The following is a 16,891-nucleotide window of genomic DNA, read 5'->3' on the forward strand; positions in this document are numbered from 1 at the left end:
TTAAAAGGTTACAGGGGAGGAATGCTTAAAACTATATTTTAATTCCTTAATAATAAGACTTCCATCAACTATTTTTTGGAAAGAATTCTCAGAATTGAATGATAAGGGTAAGTCAAAACCATATTTTTTAGCGGATGCTAAAATTACATCCCTTTTAGAAGGATGTTCTGGTGCTACAAGGTTATAAATTGGATAATGTAGATGTGAGTCAAATCCCTTTGTGATTAACGCCACTACATCATCTACGTGAATAAAATTCGCCGGTTGATCGCCTGTCATACAGATACGATTAGCAAAATACTTGGCAAAAATTCTATTCTTTCCAAATAATCCTCCAAGACGGTAAATATGAGAATTTGTCAACTCTACCTTTTGCTCTGCGACTAACAACCTCTCATTCAAATCTTCAGTATAGTCTTCTGTGAAAACACCATCCTGATCCGGATAGATCCCTATAGAGCTCAAATAGATTTGCTTTCGAAATTTTAGGTTATCGATGTATTGTCGAACATGTTCAAAACGATTAGATATTTCATCTACAGAATTCTTAGAACTGGCAGGAACACTGTTTAAAATATAATCAAAGGTAGTGGGGAATTCAGAATTAGAATCTTTCAAATCAAAATTAACTACCGCAACATGCAAACCTAATGCAGAAAGGTAATTCTTCTTCTCCTGCGAAGTACATGTAGCGAAGACTTGCCAACCTTTCTCGACATAATATTTTGCCACCTCTTTTCCTACCCAACCACAACCTAAAATCAATATTTTCATCTAGCTAATTTAAACAAAAAGAGCAAAGAAATAATCTTTGCTCTCCGGATATGAAATTTTGAATTTTTATTTAATAAAAATTAATATGCTTTTGCGAATAATACTCTGCCTTTCGAAGGCTTACCTGTAAAGATACAAACGCCATCTTCCACTGCGAAGTCTAAAGGAATACAACGTGTAGTAGCTTTGGTCTCTTCTTTCACACGTTTCTCTGTTTCAGGTGTTCCATCCCAATGACAAGAAACAAAACCACCTTTATTTTCTAATACATCTTTAAATTCTTCGTAAGAATTTACTTCTGTAATGTGAGAATCACGGAAATTTAACGCTTTTTGGAAGATATTATCTTGGATTTGATCCAACAAGGTAACGATATGATTACCTAAACCTTCTTGTGAAACAGTTTCTTTAGTTTGTGTATCACGACGCGCTAATTCTACGGTACCATTTTGCATATCACGTGCACCAATCGCAACGCGCAAAGGAACACCTTTCAATTCCCATTCCGCGAATTTGAAACCTGGACGTTGTGTATCGCGGTCATCGTATTTCACAGAAATACCTTGCGCTTTCAACTCTGCATTTAAATTATCTACAAAAGCATCTATGTTTGCTTTTTCTTCTGCTGTTTTGAAAATCGGTACGATTACAACTTGAATTGGAGCTAATTTTGGAGGTAATACCAAACCTTGGTCATCCGAGTGCGCCATAATCAATGCACCCATCAAACGCGTAGAAACGCCCCAAGAGGTAGCCCATACGTACTCTTGCTTTCCTTCTTTCGATGTAAATTTCACATCAAAAGCTTTAGCAAAATTTTGACCTAAGAAGTGAGAAGTACCAGCTTGCAATGCTTTACCATCTTGCATTAGCGCTTCGATAGTGTATGTATCCAATGCACCTGCAAAACGTTCTGATTCCGTTTTACTACCACGAATAACTGGAACAGCTAATGTTTTCTCCGCAAATTCAGCATACACTTCCAACATTTGTTGTGCTTCAGCAACAGCTTCTTCCGAAGTCGCATGCGCTGTATGCCCCTCTTGCCACAAGAATTCAGCCGTACGCAAGAATAAACGAGTACGCATTTCCCAACGTACCACATTCGCCCATTGGTTTACCAAAATAGGAAGATCGCGGTATGATTCAATCCAGCCTCTGTATGTATTCCAAATAATAGTTTCGGAAGTAGGACGAACGATTAATTCTTCTTCCAATTTCGCTTCTTCATCTACGATAATATTTCCATTACCATCATTTTTTAAACGATAATGTGTCACTACCGCACATTCCGTAGCAAAACCTTCTACGTGAGAAGCTTCTTTGGAGAAAAATGATTTAGGAATAAACAAGGGAAAATATGCATTGCTATGTCCTGTTTCTTTGAACCGCTTATCCAAAATAGCTTGCATACGCTCCCAAATAGCATAACCATAAGGTTTTATCACCATACAACCTCTGACTGCAGAATACTCCGCCAAATCCGCCTTGATAACCAGATCATTATACCATTGTGAATAATCTTCACTACGACTTGTTATTCCTTTACTCATTGCTTAAACTATATCTTATAAATCGGAAAATATATGTTAAAAAAGCACATATTCTCGCGCTGTAAAAATTTATTTATATTTTTGATTAGAGGTATTAAACCTTTGTTAAAATTCGCGTCTAAGATAATAAAAAGACGTTGGATTATCTACAACAACTAGCGATAAAGATATTATGAAAGCGAATAGAATAGTATTAGGTGGTTTAGCATTGACAATAGCCGTGGCTATTAGTTCATGTTCAACAAGTAAGCAAATCGCTTACAAAGATGACATGTACAATAATCGTCAGGCTAATGTTGATCAACCTTATCAAAGTCCAGATTATTACTATACGGACGAACAATATACAGAACAAAATAATGATTATTATGCCGATGAATATTCTGATGAAGAATATTATGAGGATGGATATGAAGATCTAGAATACGCTAATCGTATCAATAGATTTTATTATTCTTCTCCAGGTATGACATATTATGATCCATTCTTTGATCCATGGTTTGGCTATGGTTATGGTGGAATGGGTTTGGGATGGTCTAATTGGGGCTGGGGTTCTAATTGGTCACTAGGGTTTGGATGGGGCTATCCATACGGACGTTTCGGTTATAACTTTGGATGGGGAAATCCTTACTATTCATACGGTTGGGGCTGGGGTAATCCATATTATTATGGTTCGTATTGGGGATATAACTCTTATTACAATCATTGGGGACATCCTTATTACGGATATAGTAATGTAGGTTATGGAAATGGTTATAGAGTTCGCCCTACTTATACGTCTGTTCGCTCGACAAATCGTGGCTCATACGATTCAAGGGTTAATAATCGATCAACTAACAGAGCTACAGCAGGAACATCCTCTCGCAGTGTAAGCAGAGATGCAAGCGGACGCATAGTGACAGGTTCAAGAGTATCTTCTAGAAATACTGAAGGTTCATCACGTACTAGCACTACACGCAGAGAAAATGGTACTGTACAAAGAGGAACATCTTCACGTAGCGTATCAGAAAGATCATCTAGTACTACTGAAAGAGGAACTATACAAAGAGGTACTTCTTCACGCAGTGTAACTCCAGATAGAAATTCTAATTCGGGTAATTCTAGAGGTACTACTATCCAGAGAGGAACTTCAAGTGAAAGAGGAACAACTACAACATATCCTTCTACTAGATCTACTACTACAGACCGTTCGTCGAGATCATCATCGGATAACACGAATAGATCTACAACAACAAATAGAAGTGTTAGAGAAAGTTCAAGTTCATCTTCTAGCAGTAGCAGAGGAAGTTCATATACACCATCGAGCTCTTCTTCTTCATCTTCTTCTGTAGGAAGTTCTTCAAGAAGTTCTTCTTCATCAGTAGGTAGCAGTTCTTCAGGTTCTTCATCAAGAAGCTCGTCTTCTGGATCAAGTTCATCGGGCTCAAGCTCGCGTTCTTCAAGAAGATAACATTAATAAAAATATTTGCCAGCTCTTATGAGCTGGCATTTCTTTAACCTTATTTTGACTAATAATCTCATGAATATTAAAAAAATTATACTTTCTGTTTTTGTGTCTAGCGCTTTTTGGGGATATGCTCAAGCGCAATCCGTAGACGATGCTGTTTCTTTTTCTAAAGATGATAATCCAGCTTCAGCCAGAATCAAAGGTATGGGAAATGTACAAACTTCTCTAGGAGGTGATATTACTGCGGTAAATGGTAATCCTGCAGGTCTTGGATTTTTCAGCCGCTCTGATATAAGCATTACTTTTGACTATTTACAGAACAGCAATAAGGCCGATTTCCTTGGCACTAATTCTAATAGTAATAAAGGAAATTTTGGCGTTTCGCAAGCTGGTGTAGTTTTTAATTTTCCCAATAGAAATCAGATAGCGGGGTATGCAGGCTGGCAAAATTTTAATATGGGAATCAGCTACAATAAAAAGCAGAATTTCAATAATTCAATTATTTACAATGGAATAAATAATGAAACATCCTATGTAAATAATCTTACAGACATCATGGCTGAAGATAAAGGCTTTGAAAATGATTTTTATAATAGTTATCTTGTTGAAAAATTTGCTAATCCAGCAGATGGATACTTCCCTTTAGCAGAAGAAGGCTATGATAAAGATCAAGTTAATGATTTATTAACAAAAGGTTACCATAGTAATACTGCTCTCGCTTTTGGTGCAAACTATAATAATAAATTCTATATCGGAGGTACTTTAGGTTTGTCATTCTTTAAATATGAAAAGAGTAAGATATTTGAAGAAAATGGTTTGACAAAACTTGCAGTAGATGTAGCAAAGGACAACCCAAATTCTGATTTCGCTGACCCGACCTCTGCTGATTATATAAAGTTTGGAGATAAAAGCTATCAACTAATAGATGATTATTCTCAAATTAGTGAAGGTTCAGGTGTTGACTTTAAATTAGGTATGATCTACAAGCCTGCTACCGATTGGAATATTGGCTTAACAATCACCACTCCTACGTTGTTAAGCATCAGCGAAACTACTGACGCCTTTACTGATGTTAGTTTTTTTCCTGATATGGGATCTAATAATTCATTTCACACTTATGAGTCAAAATTGTACTCAAGTGATCAAGATTATAACTTAACTACGCCTTGGAAATTCGCATTAGGCGCTACTAAATTCTTTAATCGAGGATTATTTAGTGCAGAAATGGAATATATAACCTACAATACTACACGATACAGTAATCCTTCAAGATTTAACTCATTCCAAAATATGAATGATATTATCAAGGATGAGCTGCAAGGTGCAGTGAATGTTCGTTTAGGAGGTGAATATTTGATTAATAATATTATCAGTGGACGTGCAGGATTCAACTTTATAGGCAATCCTTACAAATATGCTGAAGAAACTAATGTTAGTGGTAGTGTTGGTCTAGGTTTCAAATTGACGAACACCTTATATGCTGATATAGCTATTGTACATCAAGTTAATTCTTACAGCGCTGCACCTTATGTGTTAAGTGATTTTTGGTACGATAGAGGAAGTTTTGAACCAATCGCAGATTTAAAACTTCAACGCACAAATGCATTGTTTACTATTGGAGCTAAGTTTTAGATAATTTTCAATTTATATCAACGAATAGCGGAGTATTTACTTCGCTATTTTTATTTGGGTTCCTTTGATTCATCCATTAATTATCCTGCATACTTTTAGTAATCTTCTGAATATTCAGGCTATTCGCCATAGCGGAAAAAATACGATGATAAGTTCCTTTTTGATCGTATAAATCATCGTGTGTTCCGTCTTCCACTACCCTACCTTTTTCCATCACAATAATATGAGAAGCGTCAATTATTTGGGAAATGGAATGAGATACGATTACTACTGTACGCCCGACTTTGATCGCATCAAGACTATTTTTAATTTGCTCTGTCGCTATAGCATCCAAATTGGCCGTGGGTTCATCCAAAAATATAATCGGAGGATTTTTCAAAAACATTCTGGCTATTGCAATACGCTGTTGCTGTCCTCCGGATAATAAATGAGCTTCGGAATCATATCCTTTTGGCAATTCCATTATCTGTTCATGGATATACGCTTTCTTCGCAGCTTCCATCACATCTTCAAGGGATGCTGTAATCTTTCCATAGCGGATATTATCCGCAATAGTTCCTTTGAAAATGTGGTTTTTCTGAAGGACCAAGCCAATATTCTCGCGCAAAAATTTTGTATCGTATTCTTTTAAATTCACTCCATCTAAAAAAATATCGCCCGATGTAGGATAGTAAAACTTATCCAAAACATTAATAACGGTACTTTTGCCCGCTCCGCTCAAGCCAACTAAAGCCGTAATCTCATTAGGTTCTATACGCATTGATACATTGTACAAGGCTGGTGTTCCATTGGGATATTCAAAATCTACATGACGCATTTCGATAGCACCAGTAATTTTTGTTGGTCTATAATATCCTGTTAATTCTTTTTGATCGTCAGCCTTTAAAATTTCAAAAAAGCTTTCTGAATATATCAAAGCATCATTCACCTCATCATATATACGATGCAGTTGTCTGATTGGGGCAGAAACATTGTTAAATAACATGATGTGAAACATAATTGCCCCTAGCGTCATTTGCTCATCCAGCACAAAATATGCTGTAAGAATAATTACCAATACGATACCGATCTGCTCCACAAAACTTTTTAGGCTATCGAAAAGGTAACTCGTCTTGCGTGTAGACATTTGATTTTCCGTCATATCGTATTGAATTTTACGATGACGTTCGGCTTCTTCGCCTTCTCGCACAAAGGATTTGATTACCGTGATAGAATCAATAAGATTGATAATTTGATTGCTTTTATTCTCTCTGAAAAACCGCATATTACGACGGAAACCAGATAATTTGGTGGCCTGTAATTGAGAAATATAGAAATAAATAGGAACGGTAATAAGTCCAATAAGACCAACATAAAAGTTGGCCAAAAACATGCATACCAAAGCTACAATAGCTGTCGTAAAAAGCGGTAAAATGTCTATGAAGAAATTCTGCACCAAACGTGTCAATGAACTAATTCCAGCATCAATACGCGTTTGTAATTTACCTGATTCATTGGACTCGGTGGTATAAAATGCCATTCTATAGGTCAGAATCTTCTCGACAATAGTCTGCGAAAAGTCCCGGGCAATCATAATTTTTAATTTCTCCCCATAAAACTTCTGGCCGAATTGTACCAGCGAATAAATGATTTCTTTTCCTAACAAGATGGCAGAAATAATCCCTATGATATGCATGCCCTGCTGGAGTGGGGTTTTGTTTACCAACAAATCACTTATTTATCTACAGTATATTTCAGTACAAATGCATTAATCTGTGCTGCAAATGATCCGATTACTGTCAATCCTAATGCTAGAAAAATTAGATGTTTGTAAGGTTTGACAAACGGAAGGATATTTTTGTATAGGTTTCTTATTGTCATACAATAAGTATAACAACAAAATTTTGTATTTGTTTCCTAACGGTATGCTATTTACATACGATGGTTTGTATTCCCAGAGAATCAAATAATTCTTGGAAAGAAGAAGGTATTTCGTTGCTAATAATAACATCTATATTAGAGAAATCAGCAATTTTACCAAAACTCTTTCTGCTAAATTTACTTGAATCCGCTAGCACAATAACTTGTTGAGCGACTGAAATCATTTTTTGGTTTAACAAAGCTTCTTGCGCACTAGTAGTAGAAATGCCATATTCTAAATCTATACCATCCACACCTAGAAAAAGTTTGGAGCAAAAAAATTGTTCCAGGGTATTAATAGCATATTGACCTGTCACGGAAGAAGAAGTATGTCGAACAGAACCTCCCAACTGAATAACCTCTACATTAGAATGCTTTAAAAGTTCCAAAGTGACATTTAATGCAGACGTAACCACGGTCAAATGACCTTGAGGTATTATCTCGCGCGCAAAAAATTGTGTAGTCGTACCTGATCCAATGATAATGGAATCATTTGGCGTCACAAAATTAGCGGAAGCTTTTGCAATAGCACGTTTTTCTGCCTCATGCAATTTTTCTTTTTCAATAACTGAACGATCTGTCTGATAAGGGTTTTGTTTGGTTACGCCTCCATGTGTCCGATACACCAATCCAGAATCTTCTAAAAATTGTAAATCCTTTCGTATTGTTACGGATGAAACTCCTAAACTTTCACAAAGTTCTACTACCGATATATGTCCTTTAAGGTTTACTTCCCTGATAATGTGTTGATGACGTTCGACGTTATTCATAATGGTCTAATTTATCAATTAATTCTAAAACGAAAGAAAAAGATAAAATATTTTTCATTTTGTTTCGTTTATTTACGTTTTTTATTAATTTTACGCGATAACCAAAACACAATTACATCTATTCAAAATGAAATTTACTAGAAACGAAGCTATTAGAAGCATTGAAAGCACCCAAGAATGGGACATTACGATTATCGGTGGTGGTGCTACGGGCCTAGGTATAGCAGTTGATGCCGCATCCAGAGGTTATAAAACATTACTTGTCGAGAAGTATGATTTTGCAAAAGGTACATCAAGTAAAAGTACGAAGCTTGTCCACGGAGGAGTTCGTTACTTGGCTAACGGTGATGTAAAATTGGTAATGTCAGCTTTAAAAGAGCGCGGTTTAATTTTCAAAAATGCCCCTCATGTTTCTTTTGTTCAAAGTTTTGTTATCCCTTCGTATGATTTCTTTGGCAAAATGAAATTTTTGATTGGCTTAAAGTTATACGATTGGCTTGCAGGTAAACTTCGTATTGGTAAATCAACGTTATTGAGTAAGTCTGAGGTTATCGAAAAACTACCAAAAGTAAAACAGAAAAACTTAATCGGTGGTATCCAATATTTTGATGGTCAATTTGACGATGCACGTTTAGCATTAAATTTAGGGCAGACTGCTTCAGAACATGGTGCTGTTGTATTAAACTATTCTGAAGCATCAGCTATCTTAAAAGACGACAAGGGTACTGTAACCGGCATTGAATTTATTGATAGAGATACGGATAAGAAATACACCATTAAATCCAAAGCAGTAATTAATGCTACAGGAATTTTTGTGGATGATATTTTGAAATTAGATGTGGCTGCTCATAAAAATTTGGTAAGACCAAGTCAGGGAGCACATATTGTAATTGACAAAAAATTCTTAGGCAATATTGATGCCCTTATGATTCCCGAAACAAGTGATGGTCGTGTACTTTTTGGTGTGCCTTGGCATGACAAAGTCTTATTAGGCACGACGGATACCCCTTTGAATGCACATCAAATTGAGCCTCGCCCTTTGGAAGAAGAGATCCAATTCATTTTGACTACAGCGAATGATTATTTGGACAACGCACCTACCCGTCAAGATGTATTAAGTGTATTCGCTGGTTTAAGACCTTTGGCTGCCCCTACTGATAATGACAGCAACAGTACAAAAGAAATTTCTAGAGATCACAAATTAATCAAAAGTAAATCTGGATTAATCACTATTACAGGTGGTAAATGGACTACCTATCGTAAGATGGCAGAAGAAACTGTAGACTTAGCGATTACAACAGGAAATCTTGCACCAAAAGCTTGTCAAACAACCACACTTCAAATCCATGGTTACTCTACAGAGAGACGTGAGGGACATTGGCAAGTGTACGGTTCAGATACTGAGCAAATCAAAAATTTGGTTAAAGAAACACCTTCATTAGGTAATAGACTACATCCAAATTATGATTTTATCGAAGCAGAAGTAGTTTGGGCAAGCAGAAATGAAATGATTTACAACATTGAAGATTTCTTAGCACGTAGAATTCGTTTTCTTCTTTTAGATGCCAAAGCATCCCTTCTAGCAGCACCTCGAGTGGCCGAATTAATGGCGAACGAACTGCAAAAAGATGAAAATTGGGTTAAAGCACAATTGGAAAATTATAGTGCATTAGTCAAAAACTATACGCTATAACAATAAATAGTAACACTATAAACCAAATTTGATATGAAAAAGGAATACATTCTTTCCTTAGATCAAGGTACTACGAGTTCTCGCGCTATCTTATTCAACCACAATGGGGAGATTGTGGAAGTAGCGCAAAAAGAGTTCAAACAAATCTATCCTAAATCAGGATGGGTAGAGCACGATGCGCAAGAAATCTGGTCTACACAGCTTGCTGTCATGACCGAAGCTATCGCAAAAGCTAATGTAAAACTTGATTCTATAAAAGGAATAGGCATCACCAATCAACGTGAGACGACAATTGTCTGGCATCGCAAAACAGGAAAACCCATTTGTAATGCGATAGTATGGCAAGATCGACGCACGGCAGATTATTGTAAATCAATTGCTGAAAAAGGATTAGACACCTTGATTCAAGAAAAAACAGGTCTTTTAATTGATGCGTATTTTTCTGCTTCTAAGATTAATTGGATTTTAGAAAATGTGGAAGGAGCGCGTCTAATGGCTGAAAATGGTGAATTAGCTTTCGGAACCGTAGATTCTTGGTTAGTATACAATTTGACAAATGGTGAAAAACATGTTACTGATGTAACTAATGCTTCAAGAACATTACTTCTTAATATACATACTTTAGATTGGGATCAAGAGTTACTAGATATTTTTGATATCCCAAAATCGATGTTACCAACAGTAGCAAGCAGTTCTGAACTTTACGGTCATACTTCATTGGAAATTGGCAATGTAAATATTCCGATAGCGGGTATTGCAGGAGACCAACAAGCTGCGCTTTTTGGTCAGTTATGTACAAAAGAAGGTATGGCTAAAAATACTTATGGAACAGGTTGTTTTCTGTTAATGAATATTGGCAGTAAGCCTGTAATTTCAAAAAACAAATTGGTCACTACAGTTGCTTGGAAAATTGGCAAGGAAGTAAATTATGCCTTAGAGGGCAGTATTTTCATTGGTGGAGCTGTTGTACAATGGTTAAGGGATGAATTAGGCATTATCAAAAAATCATCTGAGGTAGAAGCTTTGGCAACGAGTGTTCCGGATACCAATGGAGTCTATCTAGTTCCTGCATTCTCGGGATTAGGTGCACCACACTGGAATGCTAACGCACGTGGAACTATCGTCGGTCTTTCAAGAGGTACAAAAGACGCACATATTGCACGTGCAGCTTTGGAAAGCATCGCTTATCAGACTTATGATATTTTGAAAGCCATGGAAAACGATTCGGAAAACCAAATCCAGGAATTGCGTGTGGACGGTGGCGCTACCAACAATAACTTCTTGATGCAATTTCAAGCCGATATTGTACAAACCAAAGTTATTCGTCCAGCTATCACGGAAACTACAGCAATGGGTGCCGCATTCTTGGCGGGACTAGCAGTAGGATTTTGGAGTGATATTGATGAATTAAAATCTCTGTGGAAAGAAGATAAGGCTTTCGAAGCTAAATCAGAAGAAGGTTCGAATAAAGAGCTGTTGCGTGAATGGAAAAGAGCAACTGAAACAGCAAAATTCTGGGCTAACTATAAAGACTAAAAAATTATAACTAATAAACTACTATTATGACACCTTTATTAGCTGAATTTATTGGAACAGCTGTATTAATCCTTCTGGGAGGTGGAGTTGTAGCCAATGTCCTTCTAAAAGGAACAAATGGCAACAATTCTGGCTGGATTGTGATTAGTACTGCTTGGGCTTTAGCTGTTTTCGTAGGCGTTACGATTGCAGGCCCCTATAGCGGAGCACATTTGAACTGCGCTGTTAGTTTATCGGTATTAATCATGGGCGAAATGAGTTTGATGACAGCATTAGGCTATATGGCTGCGCAATTAGCAGGTGCTATGCTTGGTTCTTTTTGCGTTTGGGCATTCTACAAAGATCATTTTGACCAAACAGAAGATGCTGGCGCTAAACAAGCAGTATTCTGCACTTCTCCTGCAATCAAAAACTTACCTCGCAATTTGCTAAGTGAGACACTAGCGACTTTTGTTCTAATTTTCACTATTCTGCATTTTAAGGATGCCACTTTGAATTCCACCACACCTATTGGCTTAGGCTCTATTGGTGCACTACCAGTGGCTTTTCTTGTTTGGGCAATAGGACTTTCATTAGGAGGAACAACGGGATATGCGATCAATCCAGCGAGAGATTTGGGACCGCGCATTGTTCATGCATTAGTACCCATTAAAAACAAAGCGTCATTTAATGCGGAATATGCATGGGTTCCAGTATTGGGGCCAATGATAGGCGCAGCATTAGCAGCATTACTATATCTTGTCATACATTAATGATAAACATATATAGATAAATTAAGAAAAGAAACATAACCAACAATTAGCTTAATATAAGTTTAACATCGACTTAATTTAAGCTTTGCAAATTAGCAACGAATTAATCATACTCCTATGTTAAATAAAATAAAATGGGGAAATGGAGATAGACCATTTCAGACCAAACTTGTTTGGCTTGCACTTATTTCTAGCCCATTTGTGGGAAATGCATTTGCCTATGAAAAGACACCTACAGATGCATGGGTATTACAGCAGACCATAAAAATAGGTGGTAAAGTTTTAGATTCTAAAACCAATCAGCCCCTATCTAATGTTTCTATTCAGGTGAACGGAAAAGCCGTGACATCATCTAAAGTAGATGGTACATTCACTTTAGATGTTCCTACAGGAGCAGAGGTAAGATTTAATCTTATTGGATATGAATCTTATACTCAAAAGTATAGTACAGCGAACAGTAACATTACTATCCGATTAACCGAATCTTCTCAAGATATCGACGAGGTTGTTGTTACGGCGTTAGGAATCAAAAGAGAACAAAAGGCTCTTGGTTATTCCGTTAGTACGGTTTCAGGAGAACAATTAACTGATGCGATATCTAACAACTGGTCAGATGCCTTAGTCGGAAAAGTAGCAGGTTTGAATGTTACGAAATCCAATGGAGGTCCTTTAGGATCAAATGAAATCGTATTGCGAGGCGAAACTTCGTTTTCAGGTGACAACAGTGCACTTATCGTGATTGATGGTGTTGTCATGGAAGCTGGTAAAAGAATGACTACTACTGGTCAATCCAATTATTTAGCAGACGATTCTCCTGTTGACTTTGGTTCGTCATTAGCAGACATCAATCCAGATGATATAGAATCCATAACAGTATTAAAAGGTCCTGCGGCATCCGCATTATATGGTTATCGTGGTGCAAATGGAGCTTTGATTATTACGACAAAACAAGGCAAAAAAGGTGGTGGATTTGGTGTTTCTGTAAACTCCAATACTACTTTTGGAACTATTAACCGTTGGCCAGATTATCAATATGAATACGGACAAGGTGATATTGGTCAAGACCTCTACTACTCGTATGGACAAACAGATGATGGATCATCTACATTTAGTACTTCTTCGGCATGGGGTCCGAAATTTGATGGACAAATGTTCTACCAATATGATCCAGAATATTATAGAATAGCTCCACCAAATCGTACATTGTGGCAAGCTTATCCAAACAATAGAAAAGATTTATTTACGACAGATGTTACTGCGACAAATAGTATCAGCATCTCGGGTTCGACAGATAAAACATCTGCTCGTTTCGCTTATACTAACGTTTATAATTCTTGGATTATTCCAAACATGGGATATAACCGGAACTCCATAGCGGGTAACTTAACAAACCAACTTACAGAGAAGTTATCATTCTCTACCAAAATTAATTACAACCACCGTGGATCTGACAACTTACCTAACTCGGGTTATAACAACCAAAGTTATATGTATTTTGTTCGTGGTATTACTCCAAACATGGATTCCAAATGGTTTGAAGATAACTGGAGACCAAATAGATATGGTATTGAACAAACAACGCCATTCTCTAACTTATTGGATAATCCAAAAACCATGTCTTATGACATGATTAACTCCCAAAACAAACATCAAGTTATTGGTAATATTCAAGCGGACTACAAATTCACTTCCGAACTGAGTTTGATGCTTCGTGGTGGTCTAGACTTTTCTTACGATCAACGTACGCAGTCAAGACCTTTTGACACGTACAAATATGCTTTTGGTTACTACCGTGAACAAGGTGTCTACAACCAAGAAGTGAATGCGGATTTCCTTTTCACTTACAACAATCAGAGAAATGAGGATTTCAAATTTGGCGGAAACTTCGGTGGAGCGATGTTAGTAAACGTGTATGATAGAGAAGATGGCTGGACAAGATCATTAAGTGTTCCTAACGAATATAATTTCTCTAATTCCGCTACAACGGTTACATACTCTCCATATTTGTCTAAATATGCTGTTAACAGTTTGTACGGAATGGGTAATGCCAGTTATAAAGATGTAGTCTTCTTAGATGCTACATTACGTACGGACTGGGCTAGTACTTTAGCTTCTCCTAAAAAAGGAAATGTTAAGCCTTTCTTCTACCCTTCAGTAAATGCCAGTGTGGTATTGTCGGATGTATTTGAACTTCCTCAAAATATCAGTTTCTGGAAATTTAGAGCGAGTGCAGCCGCAGTCGGAGGTGGTGGTAAACGCCCATACTTAAATAGTTACACCTACCCTCGCGAAACCAACTTCCCAGGTGGTGCATCCAACCCTACATCTATTCCAGATGAAGAATTAACATTCGAAAATAAAATTTCGTACGAATTAGGGACTGAATTTAGAATGTTTAAAAACCGTGCTAAAATAGATGTAACATTTTATAAAGGATTCAATGTAAATCAAATCATCGAAACGCCTATCGATCCATCATCGGGCTATAGAAACCAAATCATCAATGGTGGTAAGGTAAGTAATAAAGGTCTTGAAATTGAATTGAACGGCGATATCATTAAAAATTCTCAAGGATTTGGTTGGTCATTATTCGGTAATTACACAGCTTTTGATACTAAAATCGAAGAATTGCCAGTGATGGACGAAGATAAACCATTAGTATTATCTACTATTTACGGAAGCCGTGGTACTGTAGAAGCAAGACTAGGCGGACGTTTTGGTGATATGTACGGATTGGGTTACTTACGTAGTCCTGAGGGTCAAATAGTATACAGTTCAGGATTGCCTGTGTATACTGACGATGTTATTTACATCGGAAATCCGAATGCAAGACAAAAATTTGGTATCGGTACTACATTAAGCTACAAAAACCTAAGATTCAACGTTTTATTTGATGGTCAGTTCGGTGGTGTTGGTTACTCTTTGACACATGCGGTACTGATGGAAGAAGGTAAATTAAGAAAAACTATTCCAGGAAGATATAACGGAATTATTGGTAATGGTGTAATCGAAAATGCTGACGGTACGTATTCTCCAAATAATGTTGTGGTTGCTGCAGGAGATTATTACCGTACCCATTTCAACAGAGATAACATTGAATCAAATACATTTTCTACCGACTTCGTTAAGTTAAGAGAAGCACGTTTGGATTATTCTTTACCAAAAGACGTATTGAGCAAGTTAAAAGCTAGCAAAGTGACTGTAGGTATTTATGGACGTGATCTTCTTGTATTTAGTAACTGGCCTGCGTTTGATCCTGAATTTGGATCATTAAATGCAAGTGGTGTGGAAAAAGGTGGTGAGATAGCTCAATTCCCTTCAACACGCAATTTTGGTATTAACTTATCCGTGTCTTTCTAATCGAATTGTTATGAAATTTAAATTTAACTTAATTATAGCCGCTGCAACTTTATGCATTACCTCATTGAGTTGTACAAAAGATTTTGTGGATGTGAATACCAACCCAAATGAAGCGGCGAAAGTATCGCCTCAAGCTTTATTGGGTCCCACAATATATAAAACCATATTAGCTAATATTGACCGTAATATGCGTATTAATAACGAGCTAATGCAGGTTACAGTTACAACTAACAACAATCTAGAGTTTCACCGTTATGAGGTTCGTGCAACAGAAACTGAGGCGATGTGGAGAAACTGGTATGTAGAACTTACTAACATTCGTGATATTTACCATAGTGCGGGAATAGCTCAACAAGCAGGTTTCCAAGCTTACCAAGGTATCTCTAGAATCTTAGATGTATGGGTTAGTTCATTACTTACGGATATGTATGGTGACATTCCTTATTTCCAAAGTAATCTAGGATACAAGGAATTAAATACGACACCCGTATATGATAAGCAAATAGATATTTATCGTGATCTATTCTTAAAATTAGAACAAGCCAATCAATTGTTGACGGATAATACGATTCCTGATGCACAAAAAAACATGGATCCTCTATTTGCTGGAAATACAGAAAAATGGCGCAAGTTTGGTAATTCACTTTACCTAAGATTATTGCTACGTGTTTCTCATAAACCAGAATTGGATGCTGCGGTGAAAATTCGTGAAATTGTAGAAACTAAATCATCACAATATCCTATTATGGCTAGTCATGATGATTCAGCTATTCTTTATTTCTCTTCGCAAGAGCCATATATCAATCCTTACTTGAATGCCCGCGACATTGATTTCAATGGTAATAAAGGCTATTCACATTTCTTTATTGAAAATTTAATTGCGCTTGGTGACCCTCGTCTTGCTTTGTGGGCTACTCAACCAACATTAGGTACTTATTTAGGTATGCAATCTGGTTATCCACGCGGATTAGTACCTGAGCGTCAGTCTACATTTCACCTGTCTTTAAAGACAAGTCCTAAATTAGGTAATATCCTAAATTATGCGGAATTGCAATTTATATTAGCAGAATGTGCACTTAGAGGATTTACGTTTGGAGATTCGTGGCAACATTATCAAGATGGTGTAAACTCGGCTATGCAAATATGGGATGCAAATGTACCTGTAAATTACTTTAGCAATGAACGTGTAGGCTTCTTCCCTACCGACACAGACGAAACCAAATTGAAGAAAATCCATTTACAAAAGTATTTTGCTTTATTCTTTACAGACTTCCAACAGTGGTATGAATACCGCAGAACTAAAGCTTTGGATTTAATTCCAGGACCAGGTTTAGAAGGACGCAAAATGCCAGTAAGAATGACTTATCCGTTAATCACTCAGGCATTAAATAAAGTTAATTATGATGAAGCATCTGCTCGTATGGGAGGAAATACTCCAAACGGATTAATGTGGTGGCAACCTGCTAATTAAATAT

12 protein-coding genes are annotated in these 16,891 nt (G+C 36.8%); 7 read left to right on the forward strand and 5 right to left on the reverse strand.

Features of this window, described 5'->3' with window-relative positions:
• Positions 1 to 774, reverse strand: coding sequence for an NAD-dependent epimerase/dehydratase family protein (locus H8B04_RS08530; protein WP_165290861.1), 774 nt, complete (start codon positions 772 to 774; stop codon positions 1 to 3).
• An 80-nt stretch (positions 775 to 854) separates the two neighbouring features.
• Positions 855 to 2,327: a proline--tRNA ligase gene (gene proS, locus H8B04_RS08535; protein WP_190302078.1), complete on the reverse strand. Its 1,473-nt coding sequence runs from the start codon at positions 2,325 to 2,327 to the stop codon at positions 855 to 857.
• 172 nt (positions 2,328 to 2,499) lie between these two features.
• Here proS and H8B04_RS08540 point away from each other — a divergent pair, with 172 nt between their 5' ends.
• A complete protein-coding gene (locus tag H8B04_RS08540; protein WP_165290863.1) occupies positions 2,500 to 3,777 on the forward strand; it encodes a hypothetical protein in 1,278 nt (425 codons plus the stop codon).
• A gap of 69 nt (positions 3,778 to 3,846) precedes the next feature.
• Positions 3,847 to 5,406 carry a PorV/PorQ family protein gene (locus H8B04_RS08545; RefSeq protein ID WP_190302079.1) on the forward strand — a complete coding sequence of 520 codons (1,560 nt, stop codon included), beginning with the start codon at positions 3,847 to 3,849 and terminating at the stop codon, positions 5,404 to 5,406.
• Between the two features lie 76 nt (positions 5,407 to 5,482).
• Here H8B04_RS08545 and H8B04_RS08550 read toward each other — a convergent pair whose 3' ends face one another.
• Genes H8B04_RS08550 through H8B04_RS08555 form a run of 3 tightly spaced genes read right to left on the reverse strand, consistent with a single transcriptional unit; the run spans position 5,483 to position 8,075 of the window.
• Entirely contained in the window at positions 5,483 to 7,081 is a 1,599-nt protein-coding gene (locus tag H8B04_RS08550) for an ABC transporter ATP-binding protein (protein ID WP_223815335.1), read from the reverse strand.
• Positions 7,082 to 7,119: 38 nt separating this feature from the next.
• Entirely contained in the window at positions 7,120 to 7,266 is a 147-nt protein-coding gene (locus H8B04_RS17060) for a hypothetical protein (protein WP_223815336.1), read from the reverse strand.
• Positions 7,267 to 7,313: 47 nt separating this feature from the next.
• Positions 7,314 to 8,075, reverse strand: coding sequence for a DeoR/GlpR family DNA-binding transcription regulator (locus tag H8B04_RS08555; protein WP_190302080.1), 762 nt, complete (start codon positions 8,073 to 8,075; stop codon positions 7,314 to 7,316).
• A gap of 127 nt (positions 8,076 to 8,202) precedes the next feature.
• On the opposite strand from H8B04_RS08555, the gene H8B04_RS08560 reads away from it, so the two are divergent.
• The 5 genes from H8B04_RS08560 (at position 8,203) to H8B04_RS08580 (ending at position 16,887) form a co-directional block, all read left to right on the forward strand.
• A complete protein-coding gene (locus H8B04_RS08560) occupies positions 8,203 to 9,768 on the forward strand; it encodes a glycerol-3-phosphate dehydrogenase/oxidase (RefSeq protein ID WP_165290867.1) in 1,566 nt (521 codons plus the stop codon).
• Between the two features lie 33 nt (positions 9,769 to 9,801).
• On the forward strand, positions 9,802 to 11,304 hold the full coding sequence (gene glpK, locus H8B04_RS08565) for a glycerol kinase GlpK (protein ID WP_190302081.1): 1,503 nt from the start codon (positions 9,802 to 9,804) through the stop codon (positions 11,302 to 11,304).
• A gap of 26 nt (positions 11,305 to 11,330) precedes the next feature.
• Positions 11,331 to 12,056: an MIP/aquaporin family protein gene (locus H8B04_RS08570; protein WP_165290869.1), complete on the forward strand. Its 726-nt coding sequence runs from the start codon at positions 11,331 to 11,333 to the stop codon at positions 12,054 to 12,056.
• A 117-nt stretch (positions 12,057 to 12,173) separates the two neighbouring features.
• Positions 12,174 to 15,416, forward strand: a complete 3,243-nt coding sequence (locus H8B04_RS08575) for a SusC/RagA family TonB-linked outer membrane protein (protein ID WP_190302082.1) — start codon at positions 12,174 to 12,176, stop codon at positions 15,414 to 15,416.
• A 10-nt stretch (positions 15,417 to 15,426) separates the two neighbouring features.
• Complete coding sequence (locus tag H8B04_RS08580) at positions 15,427 to 16,887, forward strand: SusD/RagB family nutrient-binding outer membrane lipoprotein (protein ID WP_165290871.1); 1,461 nt, start codon at positions 15,427 to 15,429, stop codon at positions 16,885 to 16,887.
• Positions 16,888 to 16,891 lie beyond the last annotated feature (4 nt).

Origin of the sequence: Sphingobacterium litopenaei, assembly GCF_014692495.1 — a bacterium.
Classification (GTDB): domain Bacteria; phylum Bacteroidota; class Bacteroidia; order Sphingobacteriales; family Sphingobacteriaceae; genus Sphingobacterium; species Sphingobacterium litopenaei.